General features: G+C 70.9%; 13 protein-coding genes. 7 read left to right on the forward strand and 6 right to left on the reverse strand.

Annotated features, from left to right (window positions below; translation table 11 throughout):
- Window positions 1-4: 4 nt before the first annotated feature.
- Genes ACIBK4_RS28750 through ACIBK4_RS28765 form a run of 4 tightly spaced genes read left to right on the forward strand, consistent with a single transcriptional unit; the run spans window position 5 to window position 4323 of the window.
- Complete coding sequence (locus ACIBK4_RS28750; RefSeq protein WP_398999024.1) at window positions 5-976, forward strand: ornithine cyclodeaminase family protein; 972 nt, start codon at window positions 5-7, stop codon at window positions 974-976.
- Window positions 973-2118, forward strand: a complete 1146-nt coding sequence (locus ACIBK4_RS28755; RefSeq protein ID WP_398999026.1) for an NAD(P)/FAD-dependent oxidoreductase — start codon at window positions 973-975, stop codon at window positions 2116-2118. The genes ACIBK4_RS28750 and ACIBK4_RS28755 overlap by 4 nt, the downstream gene beginning before the upstream one ends.
- Window positions 2115-3182 (forward strand): saccharopine dehydrogenase, encoded by a 1068-nt coding sequence (locus ACIBK4_RS28760; protein ID WP_398999028.1) that lies wholly within the window; start codon window positions 2115-2117, stop codon window positions 3180-3182. The genes ACIBK4_RS28755 and ACIBK4_RS28760 overlap by 4 nt, the downstream gene beginning before the upstream one ends.
- Window positions 3175-4323: a saccharopine dehydrogenase family protein gene (locus ACIBK4_RS28765; protein ID WP_398999030.1), complete on the forward strand. Its 1149-nt coding sequence runs from the start codon at window positions 3175-3177 to the stop codon at window positions 4321-4323. Before ACIBK4_RS28760 ends, ACIBK4_RS28765 begins: the two co-directional genes overlap by 8 nt.
- A 25-nt stretch (window positions 4324-4348) precedes the next feature.
- Here the strand turns inward: ACIBK4_RS28765 and ACIBK4_RS28770 are convergent, their stop codons facing one another.
- From ACIBK4_RS28770 to ACIBK4_RS28780, 3 genes are all read right to left on the reverse strand, one after another.
- On the reverse strand, window positions 4349-5578 hold the full coding sequence (locus ACIBK4_RS28770; RefSeq protein ID WP_398999032.1) for a serine hydrolase domain-containing protein: 1230 nt from the start codon (window positions 5576-5578) through the stop codon (window positions 4349-4351).
- A 65-nt stretch (window positions 5579-5643) separates the two neighbouring features.
- Window positions 5644-7002 carry an MFS transporter gene (locus ACIBK4_RS28775; RefSeq protein WP_398999034.1) on the reverse strand — a complete coding sequence of 453 codons (1359 nt, stop codon included), beginning with the start codon at window positions 7000-7002 and terminating at the stop codon, window positions 5644-5646.
- Entirely contained in the window at window positions 6999-7589 is a 591-nt protein-coding gene (locus tag ACIBK4_RS28780; protein ID WP_398999037.1) for a TetR/AcrR family transcriptional regulator, read from the reverse strand. Before ACIBK4_RS28780 ends, ACIBK4_RS28775 begins: the two co-directional genes overlap by 4 nt.
- Before the next feature lie 98 nt (window positions 7590-7687).
- On the opposite strand from ACIBK4_RS28780, the gene ACIBK4_RS28785 reads away from it, so the two are divergent.
- Together ACIBK4_RS28785 and ACIBK4_RS28790 are read left to right on the forward strand one after the other, a co-directional pair.
- Window positions 7688-8137 carry a PPOX class F420-dependent oxidoreductase gene (locus ACIBK4_RS28785; RefSeq protein ID WP_398999039.1) on the forward strand — a complete coding sequence of 150 codons (450 nt, stop codon included), beginning with the start codon at window positions 7688-7690 and terminating at the stop codon, window positions 8135-8137.
- Window positions 8138-8275: 138 nt separating this feature from the next.
- Entirely contained in the window at window positions 8276-10366 is a 2091-nt protein-coding gene (locus ACIBK4_RS28790) for a tetratricopeptide repeat protein (protein ID WP_398999041.1), read from the forward strand.
- Here ACIBK4_RS28790 and ACIBK4_RS28795 read toward each other — a convergent pair.
- Complete coding sequence (locus tag ACIBK4_RS28795; RefSeq protein ID WP_398999043.1) at window positions 10363-11649, reverse strand: hypothetical protein; 1287 nt, start codon at window positions 11647-11649, stop codon at window positions 10363-10365. The two genes, ACIBK4_RS28790 and ACIBK4_RS28795, sit on opposite strands and share 4 nt — an antisense overlap.
- A 550-nt stretch (window positions 11650-12199) precedes the next feature.
- Window positions 12200-14281: a glycoside hydrolase family 31 protein gene (locus tag ACIBK4_RS28800; protein ID WP_398999045.1), complete on the reverse strand. Its 2082-nt coding sequence runs from the start codon at window positions 14279-14281 to the stop codon at window positions 12200-12202.
- A gap of 895 nt (window positions 14282-15176) precedes the next feature.
- Between ACIBK4_RS28800 and ACIBK4_RS28805 the strand changes: the two genes are divergently transcribed.
- Window positions 15177-16496 (forward strand): PQQ-binding-like beta-propeller repeat protein, encoded by a 1320-nt coding sequence (locus ACIBK4_RS28805; protein ID WP_398999047.1) that lies wholly within the window; start codon window positions 15177-15179, stop codon window positions 16494-16496.
- Between the two features lie 181 nt (window positions 16497-16677).
- Here the strand turns inward: ACIBK4_RS28805 and ACIBK4_RS28810 are convergent, their stop codons facing one another.
- Entirely contained in the window at window positions 16678-18018 is a 1341-nt protein-coding gene (locus ACIBK4_RS28810) for an MFS transporter (protein ID WP_398999049.1), read from the reverse strand.
- Window positions 18019-18205 lie beyond the last annotated feature (187 nt).

Here is an 18205-nt window from a genome sequence, read left to right on the forward strand (position 1 = left end):
GGGAATGACCGACGACGTCCTCTTCCTCTCCGGCGACCGGGTCACGCACCTGCTCGACGCCGACGCGGCCATCGCCTCGCAGCGCGCGGCCTTCACCGCGCTCGGTGACGGCGCCGCCGACCTGCCGGGCAAGATCATGCACCCGAGCCGTTTCGACGACAGCGTCGTCTTCGCCTACGTCTCCCGGGTGTCGGCGGACACCGGGGCGGTGGCGAAGTTCGGCAGCGTCAACCCCGCCAACGGGCGTGCCGGGCTGCCCACGATCCACGCGGTGATCAGCGCGCTGGATCCGGTCACCGGGGAGTTGGTCGCGGTCATGGACGGCACGGCGGTGACGACCCTGCGCACGGCCGCAGGCAGCGCGGTGGCCGTCGACGCCCTGGCCGTCCCCGACGCCGACCGTCTCGCCGTCCTCGGCTCCGGCACCCAGGCCCTCGCCCACGTCCGCGCGATCGCCCGGGTCCGGAACCTGACCTCCGTACACCTGTGGAGCCCGAACCCCGAGCGCCGCACCCGAGCCGCCGAGACCCTGGCCGCCGAACTCCCCTTCCCCGTCGAGCCGTTGGCCACCGCGCGGGAAGCCGTCACCGGCGCCTCGATCGTCGCGGCCTGCACGCTCAGCACCACCCCCGTGGTGCACGGCGCGTGGCTCACCCCCGGCTGCACGGTCGTCAGCGTCGGTTCCTTCGAACCCACCCGCAGCGAGGTCGACCCGGACGTCCTACGGCGGTCCGCCGCCGTCGTGGTCGACGACCCGGAGACGGCGGCCGAGCACGCCGGACCGATCGTCGGCGCCCTGCGCGAGCGCCTGTTGACCCCCGACGACCTGATCCCGCTCGGCGCCGTCCTCACCGGCCGCCGCGCCGCCCGCACCCGACCCGACGACATCGTCCACTACAACAGCGTCGGACTCGGCATCCAGGACGCGGCCGCGGCCTGGGCCGTCATCGACGCGGCCAAGAAGGAGCGCCCGTGAAGCGTCAGGCAGAGGTCGTCGTCATCGGCGGCGGGGTCATCGGCACCAGCATCGCCTACCACCTGGCCCGCGCCGGCGTCCGGGACGTCGTCCTCGTCGAACGGGACGAACTCGCCGCCGGGTCCACGTCCAAGGCGGCCGGCGGAGTACGCGCACAGTTCTCCGACGGCCTCAACGTGCAGCTCGGCGCCCGCAGCCTGGAGGCCTTCGACCGCTTCGAGGAGGACACCGGGTACGACATCGGGTTACATCGCGTCGGCTACCTGTTCCTGCTCTCCACGCCCGAGGACGTCGCGTCCTTCGAGACAGGTGTCCGACTCCAGAACTCCCTCGACGTGCCCAGCCGCATGATCGACCCCGCCGAGGCCCGCCGCCTCTCCCCGCTGATCAGCACCGAAGGCCTCCTCGCCGCCGCCTACTCGCCCGACGACGGCCACTGCACCCCCGAGGCCGTCGTCCACGGCTACGCCTCCGCCGCCCGGGCCCACGGCGCGACGATCCTGCGCCACACCGACGTCACCGGCATCGAGACACACGGCGACACCATCACCGCCGTGGTGACGACCCTCGGCCGCATCGACACCGACACCGTGATCTGCGCGGCCGGCGCCTGGTCCAAGGGGATCGGCGCGATGGCGGGCGTGGACCTCCCCGTGCAGCCGCTGCGCCGCCAGATCGCGGTCACGGAACCGGTGCCTGGTCTCCCGCCCACGCTCCCCATGACGATCGACTTCACCACCAGCCTCTACTTCCACACCGAGGGCCCCGGCCTCCTCGTCGGCATGTCCGACCCCGACGAGCGTCCCGGCTTCGCCACCGACACCCACGACCGCTGGATCCCCCGCCTCGCCGACGCCATGCGCCGCCGCGCCCCCGACCTCCTGGAGCTGCGCCGCACGGGCGGCTGGGCGGGGCTGTACGAGAACACACCGGACCACAACGCCCTGATCGGCGAGGCGACTTCGGTCTCCCGCTTCCTCTACGCCACCGGCTTCTCCGGCCACGGTTTCCTCCAGGGACCGGCCGTCGGCGAGGTCGTCCGCGACCTGTACCTCGGCCACGTACCCTTCGTGGACGTCAGCCCCCTGAGCGCCGGCCGGTTCGCGGCCGACGCCCCGCGTCCGGAGGTCAACCTGGTATGACCGAGCTCCATCTGTGGCTCCGCCACGAGGCCCGCACGACCGAACGCCGCACCCCGGTCGTCCCCTCCGACGCCCGCCACCTCGTCGAGAACGGCGTGACCCTCACGGTCGAGGAGTCCCCCCAACGGATCTTCCCCATCGAGGACTACGAGGCGATCGGCGCCCGAGTGGCACCTGAGGGCTCGTGGGTGTCGGCGCCGGAGAACACGGTGATCCTCGGCCTGAAGGAACTCCCGGACGAGCCGAAGAAGTTGACCCACCGTCACATCTTCTTCGGCCACGCCTACAAGGGCCAGCCGGGGGCGACGGACCTGCTGACCCGCTTCGCGGCCGGGGGCGGAGCACTGCTCGACCTCGAATACCTGGTGGACGACAACGGCCGCCGCCTCGCCGCGTTCGGCTTCTGGGCGGGCTACTTGGGCGCAGCGCTGGCGGTCCTCCGGCACCGGGGCCGACTGGTCGCCCCGCTGACGCCCACGTCGAAGGAGGAGTTGGACGAGCTGCTCCAACCCGCCGCAGGGGACACGGAGTTCACCGCCCTGGTGATCGGCGCACTGGGCCGCAGCGGACGCGGAGCACGCGTGGCCTTCTCCGCGGCCGGGATCGAACCGACCTGTTGGGACATGGCAGAGACCCAAAACCTCGACCGCCCCGCCCTGTTGGCCCACGATGTCCTGGTCAACTGCGTCCTGGCTACGACCCCGGTCCCGCCCTTCCTCCGCGAAGTGGACCTCGACGACCCCACCCGCCGCCTCCGCACCGTCTCCGACGTCACCTGCGACGTGGGCTCACCCCTCAACGTCCTGCCGGTCTACGACCGCACGACCGAATGGGACGCCCCGGTACGGCAGTTGCACGAGCGTCCCCCGCTCGACCTCATCGCCATCGACAACCTGCCGTCCCTCCTCCCGAGGGAGTCCAGCACCGACTTCTCGGCCGCGCTGCTGCCCCAACTCCTGGACTTCGGGACCGGCGGGGCATGGGGACGCGACCTGGACCTGTTCCGTACGAAGTCCCGTGAACTCGGAATCGCCGTAGAGGATGGGGAGTTGGGCCATGTCTGACGTGGTGCGCGCGAGCGGTACCGTCCACTGGATCGGCGCCGGACTGTCCACGGGCAGCGGGCTCGCCCAACTCTGCGACACGGCCGGGCGGGTACGGCTGTGGCACCGCAGCGAGGAGCGGGCGGCGCAGGCGCTCGATCACCTGGGCCTGACGGGACGCGCCGAACCGCGTGCGTTCGAACTTGCCGCGCTCACGGCCGAGTTGGCGCCCGGAGATGTCGTCGTCTCCATGCTCCCCGCGCCCGAACACGCGGCGCTGCTGGCGGTGTGCGTACGGAGGCAGGCGCACTTCGCCTGCTCCAGCTATGTCTCGGACGCGGTGCTCGAACAGGTACCGGCGGCCGAGAAGGCGGGGATCGTCGTCCTCACCGAGGCCGGTCTCGACCCCGGGATCGACCACCTCTTCGCACACAGTCTCGTCGCCCGCGCCCGGGAGGCGATCGGCGAAGATGCCTCGTACAGCCTCACCTCGTACTGCGGTGGCGTCCCCGCGGTGCCCAACGACTTCCGGTACCGGTTCAGTTGGGCGCCGGCGGGAGTGCTGGGGGCGCTGCGTGCGCCCGCGCGGTACCTGGAGGACGGCGAGGAGATCACGGTCGACCGGCCCTGGGAGGTGACCCGGCCGCATGTTGTCGACGGGGAGACCTTCGAGGTCTATCCGAACCGGGACAGCGTGCCGTTCATCGAGCAGTACGGGCTGCCGGCGGGCTGGACACCGAGGACGTTCGTGCGCGGCACGCTGCGTCTTGAGGGGTGGCTTCAGGCCTGGGACGCGGTGTTCGAGGAGCTGAAGGCGGGTGACGACACCCGGATCGCCGCGCTGGCACGGGAGTTGGCGGCCACGTACCCCACCACGGACGCCGACCACGACCGGGTCGTCCTCGCGGTGTCCCTGGACGTCCGGGGCGACACGGGCGAGACCTGGTCCGGCAGTTACCTCCTCGACCTGGTCGGTGACGAGGAGGAGAGCGCGATGGCCCGCTGTGTCTCCCGTCCTCTCTCCCTCGCCGTCCGCCACATCCTCTCCGACGACCTGCCGTCCGGGCTGAACCGGGCGGCGGAGACGGCGGAACGGTCACGGGAGTGGCTGAGTGAACTGGCGGGGGAGGGACTGGAGTTCACGTTGCGGGTGGATCAGTAGCAGTTGCCGGGGGAGCGGCCGAGCGTCAGTCCGTGATCGCCTCGTGCACCAGCTGCTTCAGCTCCGGGATGATCTTCAGGGAGTGCTTCGGCCGGAGCTGGGTCATGAACTGCACGGTGAGATCGCGGCCCGGGTCCACCCAGAACGTCGTCGTCGCCGCGCCGCTCCACCCGAACGCGCCCAGTCCCATGGGGGATTGGGTGCGCTCGGGGTCGATGACCACGGAGACGCTGAGGCCGAAGCCCATGCCGTCGTTGCCGGGTTCCTGGTGCGCGGGGCTGCCGAAGGCGCGCATGTCGGCGCCGCCCGGGAGGTGGTTGCTGGCCATGAGGTCGACCGTCTCGGGGGACAGCAGCCGGGTGCCGTCGAGTTCGCCCCGGCGGCGCAGGAACTCCGCGAACCGGTGCACGTCGTACGGGCTCGCCGCCATCCCGCCGCTGCCCGACAGGAACCGCGGCCGGCCGCCCCGCAGCGGCAGTCCGGCGATCGGCTCGATCCCGCCGCCGTCGGCGTCGCCGTACAACTCCGAGAGCCGATCGGCTTTTTCGTCCGGTACCGAGAAGCCGGCGTCCGGCATCCCCAGCGGCCGGAAGATCCGCTCGGCGAAGAACTCGTCGAGCCGCTGCCCGGAGACCACCTCGACGACGCGGCCGAGCACGTTCGAGGCGACGGAGTAGTTCCACTGCGTGCCCGGCTCGAACTGGAGCGGCAGGCTCGCGTAGATGTCGATCGCCTCGGCGAGGTTCGCGCCGGGCGGCACGGACGACTCCAGGTGCGCGTCCCGGTACAGGGCGTCGACGGGGTGCGAGTGGTAGAACGCGAAGGTCATACCCGAGGTGTGGGTCATCAGGTGGCGGATCAGCATCGGCTGCTCCACCGGCCGCGTCTTGACGTCGGCGCCGGACCCGCTGTCGTAGACCCGCATGTCGGCGAAGGCCGGCAGATGACGGCCGACCGGGTCGTCCAGGGAGAGCTTGCCCTCCTCCATGAGGATCAGCGCGGCGACCGCGGTGACCGGTTTGGTCATGGAGTAGATCCGGTACAACGTGTCCGGAGTGACGGGGAGTCGGGCCGCGACATCGCGGTGCCCGTGGGCGGTGAGGTGGGCGACGCGACCGCCGCGGGCCACGGACACCAGGAAGCCCGGCAGGCGCTCCACGTCGACGTAGTGGGCGAAGTGCTGGTCCAGGCGGTCCAGCGCCTTGTGATCCAGTCCGACCTCGTCCGGGTCGACTTCTTGTCGCAGCTGTGCCATGGCTCTCCTCCGAATTGCGTTCACGAGGTGGGGTCCCGCATACCCGGCCCCGGACACCTCGGAACTCATCGTCGCGCAGGAACACCTGCGCGGTCTCCTGTAACGGGGGGATGTGTGAGCGACGCGACTGTCCGCCCGGGCAGCGCGAGACAGGCGAGAGCGCCGGTCAGGGCCACCGCGGCGAGGATTCCGAGCGCCGGTTCCCGGCCACCGGCGGCCATCAGCGCACTTCCCGCGGCGACCCCGAGCGTCGGCCCCACGTTCACCGCGGTCTGCTTGAGCCCGCCGGCCACCCCGGCCGATTCGACGGCCGCCTCCCGTACGACGACTTGGGTCGCCGCGACCATCACCGTCCCGAACCCGGCCCCCAACAGGGCGAATCCGCCACATACCGGGACCGTTCCGGAGGCCCGGGACAGCACGAGCACGGCCAGGGCTACGACCGCCATCGCCACGCCGGCCGTCGAACGGGCTCCGACCCGGCGCAGCACCACGGCGCTCACGGGTGCCGCGAGCACCATCGCGGCGGCCAACGGCAGCCCTCGGAGAGCGCTTTGGAACGGGCCGAGTCCCATCGTGTCCTGCAGGAAATACGTGACGACGAACAGCGTCCCGGAGAACGCGGCCGACGCGGCGAGCAACATCCCGAGCGCCCCGCGGATCGCCGTCGACCCGACGACGTCCGGCGGCAGCAGCGGATGTGCCGTACGACGCTCATGCCGTACGAAGGCGAGGGCCGCGAGCACGGACACCGCGAGGCCGGCGGCGGAACCGGGGAGATCCACCAGGGCCTGGATGAGCGAGGCGAGGGAGAGCGCGAGGAGCAGGGCGCCGGGGAGATCGAAACGGGTGCCGTCTGCCTGCCGTTGTCGCGGTCCTCGAACGGTGAGGGCGAGTACGCCGAACACGAGCGAGGGCACGACGTTGAGGAAGAACACGGCCCGCCAGCCCACCGCACCCACCAACGCCCCGCCCACCAACGGCCCGGCGGCGGCCGCGATTCCGATCACGCTCGTCCGTACGGCGATCGGCATGCCGAGCCGGTCGGGCGGGAACGCGGCGCGCAGCATCCCGAGCGTGGCCGGCTGCAACAGCGCCCCGAACACGCCCTGGGCGACCCGGAGTCCGATCACCCATCCGACCCCGGGTGCCAGCCCGATCCCGGCCGAGGCGAGTCCGAACCCGAGCATCCCGATCCCGAACACCCGCTGATGCCCGTACCGGTCCCCGATCCGCCCGGCCGACACCAGCAGGCTTGCCACGGCGACGAGATACGCGGTGCTCGTCCACTGGACCTGTGCGAGGGATGCCCCCAACTCCCGTTGCAGGGTGGGCTGTACGACGGTGAGGACGGTCCCGTCCAGGGCGACGATCGCGGCGCCGGCGACACTGCTCGCCAGCACGAGCCTTCGGTGAACCGTCATCGGGCGGCCTCCGGACCCAGGTGGGCGTCGAGGGTCGAGCGCAGCAGGGGGGTGAAGTCGTCGGCGCCGGTGGCGAGTTGGAGGCTGCCCCAGCGCCAGAGCTGGGCTACGCCGTGCAGGTTCGCCCACAACGCGCCCGCTACGAGGCGGGCGTCCACGTCGGGACGCGCCCGGCCGACCAGATCCACCAGGACGCCGAACAAGGGCAGGCTGGTGTCCCGCAGCCCCAAGTGCCCGCTCTCCAGCAGGTCATGACGGAACATCAACTCGTACATGCCGGGGTTGTCGAGCGCGAACTCCAGATAGACGTGGCTCAACGCTGCCAGCTGCGCGCGCGGACTTGCTAAAGTCACGTCAGTCACGCCGAGGGCTCTCGTCGCCCGCTCGCCCAGGTCGGCGAAGCCGCGCCGGGCGATGGCGGACAGGAGTTCCAGGTGGGTGGGGAAGTAGCGGCGGGGTGCCCCGTGCGAGACGCCGGCCCGCCGGGCGATCTCTCGCAGGGTGAGGGCCTGCGCGCCTTCCTGCGACACCAGTTCCACACCCACGTCGACCAGGCGGCCGCGTAGTCCTGCTTCCGGTTCGCTCACGCTCATAGACACTGTCTACCAACGAATCGTAGACAGTGTCTACTCGCTGACCTTCGGTTCGGGGAATGCGTGACCTGCTTCACACGGTTGATGAACGCATGACTCACGACGCGACGCAGGACGCACTGCTCCGACTGCTCTCCGCCGGTCATGGCGGGGTGCTGGTCACCCTCAAGAGCGACGGTCGGCCCCAGCTGTCGAACGTCAGCCACGCCTACTACCCCGACGAGCGGATCATCCGCGTCTCGATCACCGACGACCGCGCCAAGACCCGCAACCTGCGTCGGGACCCCCGCGCCTCGTACCACGTGACCAGTGCCGACCGCTGGGCCTACACGGTCGCCGAGGGCACGGCCGACCTGACTCCGGTCGCGGCCGACCCGCACGACGACACGGTCGAGGAGCTCATCCGGCTCTACCGCGATGTCCTCGGCGAGCATCCGGACTGGGACGACTATCGGGAGGCGATGGTGCGGGACCGGCGGCTGGTGCTGCGGTTGCGGGTGGAGCGGGCGTACGGGATTCCGGCGGCGGACAAACGGAGTTGAGCCCTCGCGCGAGCCGATGATCCATTCCGGGCAGGGGTGATCCACTCCGGACAGGGGTGACCCATCGTCACCATCCCTCACTGGCGCTAGGGTTGATCCGCTGTGCGGTGGGCGGACGACGGGGGAGTGCACGACGTGATGGATCTGCTGTCCACGGGCGCCATCGGTGCGGTGTTCGGGGCCGTCGGCTCCGGAATGGCCAGTGAGGCAGGCAAGTTGGCCTGGGAGTCCGCCGGCGGAATGGTCCGTCGCCTCGCCGGACACGAGGTGACGGCACCGGCCACCCCCGACGAAGTCGACGCGATCGCCCGCATGGTCCACGACCGCGTCCACGGCGACCCCGAACTCGCCCTCGCCTGGACCCGGTTCGCACGAGGCATCCGCGTTCCCGGGCCCGTCACCGGTCCGGGACACCACTGCCTCCCCTCGGCACCCCGTTCCTTCACGGACCGTCAGGACGCCCTGAAACTCCTGGACAAGGAGGCGAGCCGCGCCTACGACGGCCGCCCCCGGCTCGCGCTCCTTCACGGCCCCGAGGGCATCGGCACCAGCACCCTCGCCTTCCACTGGGGCGCACGACAGGCGGCCCGCTTCCCCGACGGTCAGCTCTACGCCGACCTGCGCGCGCTCGGCCCCGAACCGGTGCTGGCCACGCTGCTGCGCCAACTCGGCCTGCGCGACGAGGACATACCGCCGTCGATCGCCGACCGCACCGCCCTGTTCCGGCGCTCCCTGACCGACCGCCGCGTGCTCGTGGTGCTGGATCACGCCCGCTCCGCCGCTCAAGTCCACCCGCTGCTCGCACCGGCGCCGGACGTGGTCACCCTCGTCGTCGCGCGGAATCCGCTCATCGGCCTCGACGCCCTGCGGATCCCGGTCGGCCCGCTGGGTCGCCGGGACGCGAAGCGGCTGCTCACCGAGCTGGTCGGCAAACCCGCGGTCAGCGCCGCCCGCGCCACCCTGCCCGCCGTACTGGACCGCTGTGCCGGGTCGCCCTACGCACTGCGTGCCGCCGCACCCCGGCTGACCGCACCGCCCGTACCGCCGGAGTCGTCGGCCGGGCCCGAGAGCGACCCGGTGAGTTCCGCCGTCGAGGACTCGTACCGCCTGCTGGCCCCGGACGCCGCCCGCCTCTACCGACTGACCGGCCTGTACGACTGGCCCGCTCTCGACGCCGCCGCTGCTGCCCGCGCCGCGGGCACCGACGAGGCCGAAGCCGCCCGGCTCCTCGACGAGTTGGCCGGCGCTCTGCTCATCGAGCTTACGGAGGACGGCCGTTACCGCTACCGGCCCGCCGTCCGCGCGCACGCCGCCCGCACGGCCGCCGCCGTGGACGGCATCGCCGCCTGCTCCGCCGCCGTGTCCCGCACCGTCGAGGGGTACCTGCAACTCGCCCTCGCCGCAGCACAGGCCGCGCTGCCCGAGAGCTGGCGCGTCCCGGCCGCGCCCACCCCGCTGTCGTACGAGAACCGGGGCGCGGGCGTAGCCGCGCTGGCCGCCGAGGCACCCAACCTGGTCCAAGCGGTGCATGCCGCCGAGGAGTTCGGCGACTGGAACACCGTCGTCCTGCTGGGCCAGGCGCTGTGGCCGCTCCAACTCAAGGCGGGCCACCACGACATCCTGCTTCCCGCGCTGCAGTCCGGTGTCCGTACGGCGGACTCCCACTTCCCCGGCACCCGCACCGCCGGTGCTCTGCACGCCCAACTCGCCCACAGCCTCATGGAGTTGCGGCGCTGGGACGAGGCGGAACCCGAAGCGCTCGCGGCGGCACGGGACGAACAGGCGGGAGGGCATGTACGCGGCCATGTCTCCGCCGTCGAGTTCCTCGGTCTGCTCCGGCTGCGCCAGTGGCGCTTCGACGAGGCGTACGCGGCCTTCGACGAGGCGTACCTCATCCTGGACGGCATCGGCCCCGACGACGAGGGCGCCCCCGATCTGCCGCGCGCCCGCGCCCTGTTGGAACGCCACCGCGGCCGCGCCCTGCGCGGTCTGGGCCGCCAGACCGAGGCCATGGAGCGCCTGGACCGCGCCCTGGCCTTCTTCCGCGCGAGCGGCGAGGCCTACAACACGGCCCGCACCCTCACCGACCTCGCCGAAACCCGCCTGAACAGCGACGAGTTCACGACCGCCCGCACCCTGATCGACGAAGCGACCACCGCCCTCCGCGACGAGAAGGCCGAACAGCACCTGGAGTATCTGCGCGGGCTGCGGGAGCGCTGCGAGGGCTAGTCGCGAGTGACCCCGACCCGGTGAACAGCCCCTCCTGTGTGCACGGTCAACCCCTGGGTGACGACCTCGTTCAGTGACTTGCCGGACGCGAGCCAGGCGTGGAGGGCCGAGGCGTAGGCCGCCGGTTCGGCGTCCGCGCCCGGCTCGGCGCGCAGGTGCAGCAGGGTGTCGTCCGAGGTGCGGACCGTGCAGGTGCCGGGGCCGGTGATGTACGCGGCGAGGGCGCACTGCGGGTGCCGGGCGAGTGTCTCCGTCGTCCAGAGCGCGGGTGATCCGAAGCGCGGATCGTCGGCCGCGCCGTGGCGGAACACCACGTCGGCCAGGGAGAGTTGGGACTGCTCACGAGTGTCCTCGTGCACCGCCGTGTGGGCCTCGCCCGTGCCGTCGGGCGCCGCGTGCGGACCTGCGTGCCGGACGACCGAGACCTCGCCCGAGCCCAGCAGCTTCGTCAGCACTTGGAGCGGGACCGTGTGGGCCGCCGGCTCGAACGGCGGGAGCGGGAGCGGTTCGAGCAGTGCGGGCGCGTCGGGTTCGGGGACGCCGATCATGTCGTAGAAGAGGCGCCGGAGGCGGGGCGCCGACTCGCCCGGTACGGAGCTGATGAAGGCGGCGGGTTCGGGCAACGGGCTGTGTCCGTCGATGAGTTGGGACAGTTGGCGGCGCAGCGGGAGTGCAGGGTCCAGTCGGGGTGCCGTACGGACGAAGGCGTGTACCGGGGCGTCCGGGGCGAGGCCCGCGAGGGGTGCGGCGCCGAGGAGGACGGGGGTGCCCAGTGCGGCGGCGTAGTAGGTCACCGAGCCGTGGTCGCCGATGACAGCGTCGGCCGCGAGCAGTGCCTGGCGCCAGCCGTGCAGGGGGTCGATGAGCGTGAGGCCGGCGCGGCGGGCGCGGTCGAGCCAGGCGCGGATCTGGCCGGGGCCGTGACCGTGCCAGATGTTGGGGTGCAGGACGGCGGCGAGACGGTACTCGTCCAGGGGGAGTTCGGAGGTCAGGCGGGGGAGCAGGGAGGGTAGGACGTCGTCGCCGAACAGGGAATCCGCGTTCCAGGTGGAGCTGAGTACCACCAGCCGTTGACCGTGTCCGACGCCGAGTGCCCGTCGGTAGCGCTCCCGGTACGGGCGGGCCGCGAGCATGCGGTCCCAGCAGGGGTCACCGGCGAGTACGGCCGTGGACGCGGCCTCGGGGCAGATGGCGCGCAGCCGGTCCAGCTGCTCGGGGTGCGACAGCACCAGCGCGTCCGCGAGAGGCCGGCCGCTTTCGTCGAGCAACCACTCGGGCGACATCCCGAAAACCGGAGGCGCCGCTTCCGCCGCCTCGCCGCCGGGTGTTGGGTGTTGGGTGTTGGGTGTTGGGTGTCCCCAGCCTCTTAGTGTATCCGACACCGTGTGACAACACGGCCAATACACCTGAAAATGCCTGGAGTTGACCGCCAAAGCTCGCCGACACCGCCAAATCGACCGATGTCCGCACGGCTTGCTCCCACGGCACCACCGGCACCCCCGTTTCCGCCAGCAACTCCGCGACACCCGCCCGGAACGCCGACGACCCCGTGCACGTCACCAGCAGCTGCACCCGGAAGTCGTCGTGGAACAGCGGCAGTACATCGAGGAGCCGCGTCGCGGACGTCACGTTGTGCACGACGAACAGCACCTTGCGGCTGTGTGCCCGCGTCGCCCACCGCCCGGCGTCGTCGCCGACCGGCACCCGTATCCACTCCTCGGCCCCCGTCACGCCCCTCGACCACCTTTCGCACGTGTGATCGGGCAACGATAGTCAGCCCCGGGCCCGCGTGCACCGGCCGCCCCTGAAATCGGCCGGGGCACGCGGAGGCCCTCACTGGCGGCGCAGGGCGGCGAGTGCCTTGGCGGCGCCCCGCGCACGCAGGTTCACGAAGGCCGGTGTCACCGTCAGCGGCGTCGCGTACGACGTGAGCGTCACCGGGCCTTTCACCGTCCTACCCCGGTTGACGTCGTACCACGTGCCCGCAGGGAGATGGATGTCCCGCGTGGGCGACGCGGTGAGATTCGGCGCCGCGAGGACCGCCGGGCCCAGCATCCACTCGTCGGAGATCGTGTAACTCGCCTTGTCCTGAGGGAAGTCGAAGAACAGCGGCCGCACGATCGGATCGCCCGTCTTCACCGTGCGCTGCACCTGGTCCCAGATGTACGGCGCCAGCCGCTCGTGACGGGCGATCGCCTCGCGGTACAGGGCGACCGTCTGGTTGTCGTAGGGCACCTGCTGACCGGTCGTCACATCCGTGGTGCCCGCGGGGGAGGTCGACGCGTACATCAGCGGCATGTACGACGACGACTGCGCCCACCGCACCAACACCTCCTTCGTCGGGGCGGGTTGACCCAGGGAGCCGCCGATCATGTCGGTCTCGACGAACGGGTAGCCGATGGTGGACAGCGCGAGGTTCTGGGAGACGGACGCCTGGAGGGAGTTCCAGCCGGTGCCCTTGTCGATCTGGCGGACGACGAAGCCGGATTCGTGCGCGGCGCTGCCCCAGTGGACGCGGATGCCGGCGCCCTGGAGGTCGTAGGAGTCGGCGAGTTGGGAGCCGAGGCGCTGGTAGTCGGTGCCGGTGTAACCCGCGCGCGGGGCGCACCGGTTGTCGAAGAAGCGGGTGTCGAACTTGAGGCCGTCGACGTCGTACGTGTCCATCAACGTCTTCAAGTTGCCCTGGTACCAGGCCTTCGCGGCCGGGTTGCCGAGGTCGACGATTCCGGCGGTGCCGTTCCACCAGGTGACCGTGCACGGTTTCGTCGGGTCGGCCGCGTCGTGGAGGAGGTAGTCGTGGTCGGCCGCGTACTGGTAGTTGGTGGAGTCGAGGTTGATCCAGAGGGTGACCCAGAGGCCGAAGTCGTAGCCCAGGGCGTGGATGTGGGCCGACATCGCCTTGGGGTCCGGGTAGGCCTTCGGGTCGAAGGTCATGTTGCCGTAGTTGGACTCCCACTTGTCGTCCAGCTGGACCGTGTGCCCGCCAAGTCTCTTGTCGTGCAGGGCGGTTGCGTAGGCGAGGAGCTTCTCCTGGTTCACGCCCGTGTAGAACTGCGCCCAGGAGTTCCACAGCGGCTTCGCGTACTGCTCGTACGTCGCGTCGCTCTGGCGCGGTGTGCCGACGATGCCGATGTAGTCGTCGTAGACCGCGCGCGGTGTCGACTCGACGAACACCGTGGCCTTGTAGGTGCCGCCCGAGTCGACGCCGAAACGGGCCAGGCCGTCCTGGCCGGCGTTCAGGGAGACGTCCATCGTGTCGCCGGTGTCGACGTACAGGCCGGCCGAACTCTCCGTGTACCAGAAGGGATCCACCATCTGGTACGACGCCGGGCCGAAGTCCGGCTGCTCGACCTGCCCGGCGTCCAGCGGCCACGGCTGGTCGGTGTACGGCCCGCCGGAGGGAGTGGTGGTCTCGCCGTGGCCGTACCAGTGCCCGGAGGGGGAGAGGCCGTAGGTGAGACCGAGTTCTTTCGCTTCAACTCCCCTGACGTCCCAGTCGAGTTGGTAGCGGTCGGCGGTGGGGGTGAGCCGGGCCTCGACCGTCGTGCCCGGGAGGGTCGTGTCGGCCGTCAGGGTGAGCACGCCCGCCTGCCAGCTCCAGCCGGTGAGGGTCGTCGCGTGCTGCCAGTCGGATCCTGAACCGGCCCTGAAGCGGAGGGCGTCGGCGGCCGTGGCGAGGACCGTGCGGCCCGATCTTCTTGTGGTGAGGGCGAGTTGACCGGTGGTCGGCACGGTGACCGAGTAACCGGGGGAGCCGGGGCCCGGCGGGACCTTCAGCGACACCCCGGTCGAGGACTCGGAGACCGTCGCGCGGCCCGGCGCTGTCGTCGGGGTGCCGTGGGCCGTCGACGGCAGGAACGCCACGGTCAGGGCGGTCGCGAGGAGGCAGCCGAACTTGCCGGAAAAGATGCGCACCACTCATGTCCTTCTGCGGGGGACGGGAGAGCCATGGTGTTGCCGTGCAGCCGCGCTGTTCTTTTCTGCTCGTTCCGGCCGATGTTCTTGCGCGAAACGTCATCTGTCAACGGGTTGCCCGCGCGAGGGGAGGGTCCAGGCCCCTGTTTTCGTTTGACACTCAAGGCCGGTGTCTCGGTCGCCGTGTACGAGCGCCACGGCTCCCGCCGGGACGGCCTCTACGGCCACCGCGTCGGCATCGACCCCACCGGCTGTCGATCTGGAGCACCCACGACCACTTCCCCTACGGCTTCACCCGCGTCGCCGAGTCCCTCGACAACAACGGCACCAGCGGCGACGACCCCCTCTACCGCCCCGTCACCGGCAGCCTCGCGCTCTTCGCCGGAAGTTCCTCGCCGACATGTACGCCTACCGAGGCTCCGAGACGGGCTGAACGCCCCATCCTCAGTAGGCCTTTTGAAGGTAGGCCGAGGGCTGCGGCTCCGGAACATATCGTTCGGCATTGAGCAGCGGCTCGCGTGGGGTGCCTCGACCGGCGCCCGGCCACCCTCGTGGCGTCAGGATGATCACACCTGCAAAAATGGTCCCGTCGTCCACGCCGAGTCGCGCGCCCCGCGTAGTCATGCGCCCGCGCGAAGGAGAACAGCACCCCATGTCGCAGCCGCCCATGCCGCCTCCCTCGCAAGGCCAGCCTCCGCAGCCGCCCCCCTACCCCCAGCAGGCCGGACCGTATCAACCCCCTCAGTCCTACGGCCCCTACCAGCCCCCTCAGCAGCCACAGCCGGGCCCTCTGCCAAACGCTCAGAATCCTTATGCCCAGGCGCAGTTCCCGCCTCCGCCTCCGCCTCAGCAACCGCCCGGCCGTGGTCGGCGCCTGCCGCTCGTACTCTGCGCAGTGGCCGCCGTCCTGGCTCTCCTCGCCACCGGCACGGTTCTCATGCTGCGAGGCGACGACTCCACCCACTCGGACGGCAAGTCGACCGCCACCTCCCCGACCCCCACGCCCACCCCGACCACCATCAACGGCCGGGAGTTCCTGAACGTCGACCCGCCCAAGCCGAAGAGCGCCGACGACTACATCCAGACTCCCGGAACCTGGCTCACCTCCCGCGTCTTCGCCACCGGCGCCGAGGAGGCCGTCACCGGCTACAACCCGACCACCGGCAAGCGCGTTTGGACCGTCCCGCTCTCCGGCGGGCTCTGCGGGGCCTCCCGCACCGTGACCTCCGCCGGTCTCGTCGCCGTCGTGTTCCACGCGACCAAGGACAGCGACAAGAGTTACTGCACGCGGTTCGCGGTGATCGACGTGAACAAGGGCGTCAAGGTCTGGGAGAAGCCGATCACCGACGAGAGCGTCACCGACGGGCTCGGGCTGAACGTCGCGATCAGCGACACCGTGGCGGCGGCCGGTTGGCCCGAAGGGTCCGCCGCCTACCACACCTCCACCGGCGCCCCCGCGTGGACCGCCCCGGCCGACGGCTGTACCCAGGAGGAGCACCTCGGCGGTGCGGAACTCCTCACCCTGTCCTACTGCAAGACCTCCGCCGGCATGAAGTTCCGTATCGGCGAGCGCGATCCGGGCACCGGCAAGGCGACGTGGCGGTACGAGGTGCCGAAGGCCAAGGGCGCCTGGCTGGTGTCGAGCGAGCCGCTCGTGCTCGGCCTGCTCCAGAACGACAAAGGCCTGGACGCCGACCAGTTGGTCACCGTCTCCGACGAGGGCAAGGTGCAATCCACCATCTCCCTCGGCGACGACTACGTCGCGGGGTGCGGTGAGGCCGGCGGCTGTGGCGCCACGGTCGTGAGCGGCGACACCGCCTACCTCGGCAGCGACCCCCACAGCTTCACCGCGGGCAACCGGATCACCGCGTTCGACCTGACCACCGGCAAGGCCATCCGCAGCTTCTCGGCCTCGGACGACTCGACCCTCGTTCCGGTGCGCGCCGACGGCAAGGCCCTCGTCGCCGCGCAGGAGGCCGAACCCAGCGCCCCCGCCCGGGTCCTGCGCCTGGACCCCGCCACCGGCAAGAGCACCACGTTGATGGAGATGCCCAACGAGCTGTCGCTCAACAGCTCGCTGCACTCGTTGATCAGAACCGATGCCAAGGAGCCCATGGTGTACGACAACGGGCGGTTCTTCCTGCACACGGGCAGCGGCTACTTCGCGAGCGACACAACCCCCGATCCGATGACGCTCGCTTTCACGACCTGGTAGGCATCCGTCGGGCATTTCGCGGATGAGGACAGCGGACGACAGTCCGCCCGGCCCGGCGCGAGGTGTGTTCGTCCGGTGACGCCGGCCAGGGATCAAAAACGTCTACTTGGACCTCGGAAAACCGACCCCCCGAGCAGCCGAGTCAACGGAGCCCGGGGGAGCGGTAGTTGAGGAGCGCCGGTCAGGCCGTCACCGTCTCAGGCTGTGACGCCTCCCGGGGCGACCGGGTGCCGAGCAGTTCCGTCGGGACCGTGTGGGTCTCGCGGGCCGAGATCGCGGCGATCACCGGCGGCACGCACAGCGCCGCCGTGAACAGCGCCACCGACGACCAGTCCGTACCGTCCGGACCCGCGATCCGCGCGGCGAACGTGACCGCGAACCCGGCCACCGCGAAGCCGATCTGCGTGCCGATGGCCACGCCGGACAGCCGGACCCGGGTCGAGAACATCTCGCCGTAGAAGGAGGGCCATACGCCGTTCGCGGCGCTGTAGACCACGCCGAAGGCGACGATGCCGAGGATCAGGGTGAGGGCGTAGGAGCCCGTCGAGATGGCCCAGAGGTAGAGGAACATCGTGATCGCGCTGCCGACCGCGCCGATCAGATACACCGGGCGACGGCCGATGCGGTCGGACAGGGTGGCCCACAGAGGGATCGCGGCGAGCGCGACGAGGTTGGCCAGCGCGCCCACCCACAGCATCGACGAGCGGGACATGCCGACCGAGTCGCTGGTCGCGTAGGCCAGCGCCCAGACGGTGAAGATCGTGGAGACCGAGGCGATGAGGGCTCCCGCGATCACCCGCAGAACGTCCGCCCAGTACTCGCGCAGCAGGACCACGAGGGGCAGTTTTACGACGCCCTCGGTCGCCGCCTGCTCGGCGAAGGCCGGGGTCTCCTGGAGGTTGCGGCGGATGAAGTACCCCGCGACCGCGACGAGCACGCTCGCCCAGAAGGGAACGCGCCAACCCCACGACAGCAGCTGTTCGTCCGGGAGTTGGGCCACGGCGAGGAACACGAGGGTCGCGATGAGCTGGCCGCCCTGGGTGCCGCCCAGCGTGAAACTGGTGAAGAAACCGCGCCGGTTCGCCGGCGCGTGCTCCAGCGTCATGGAACTGGCGCTCGCCTGCTCGCCCGCCGCCGAGATGCCCTGGAGGACCCGGCACAGCACGAGCAACACCGGGGCCAGGCCGCCGACTTGGGCACGGGTGGGCAGACAGCCGATGAGGAACGTCGACAGGCCCATCAGCAGCAGCGTGAAGATCATGATCTTCTTACGGCCCACCCGGTCGCCGAAGTGCCCGAGGAACAGCGCCCCGACCGGCCGGGCCGCGTAGGCGACACCGAAGGTCGCGAGGGAGAGCAGGGTCGCGGTCGCCGGGTCCGAGTCGTCGAAGAAGACCTTCGGGAAGATCAGGGCGGCGGCGCTGCCGTAGATGAAGAAGTCGTAGTACTCCAAGGCGCTGCCGATCCAGGCGGCGGTGGCCGCCTTCTTCGGCTGCCCGACGGCTTTGGCGGGGACGGACACGGCTTGCTCCTTCGGGGGAACTCCGGCGTGGGCGGAGTGAGCGGTGACGGGGAACGAGCGGAGGGGGTGACGGGGAGCGGGGGATGTCGGCGCCGGGTCGCGGCTAATTAACCCACTGGGTAGTTAGTCTCGGTGGGTAGGGATGTTGCGCTCGCGTTTCCCGGGTGTCAAGAGGGGGCGTCGGGCG

Origin of the sequence: Streptomyces sp. NPDC050528, from assembly GCF_044457795.1 — a bacterium.
GTDB lineage: Bacteria > Actinomycetota > Actinomycetes > Streptomycetales > Streptomycetaceae > Streptomyces.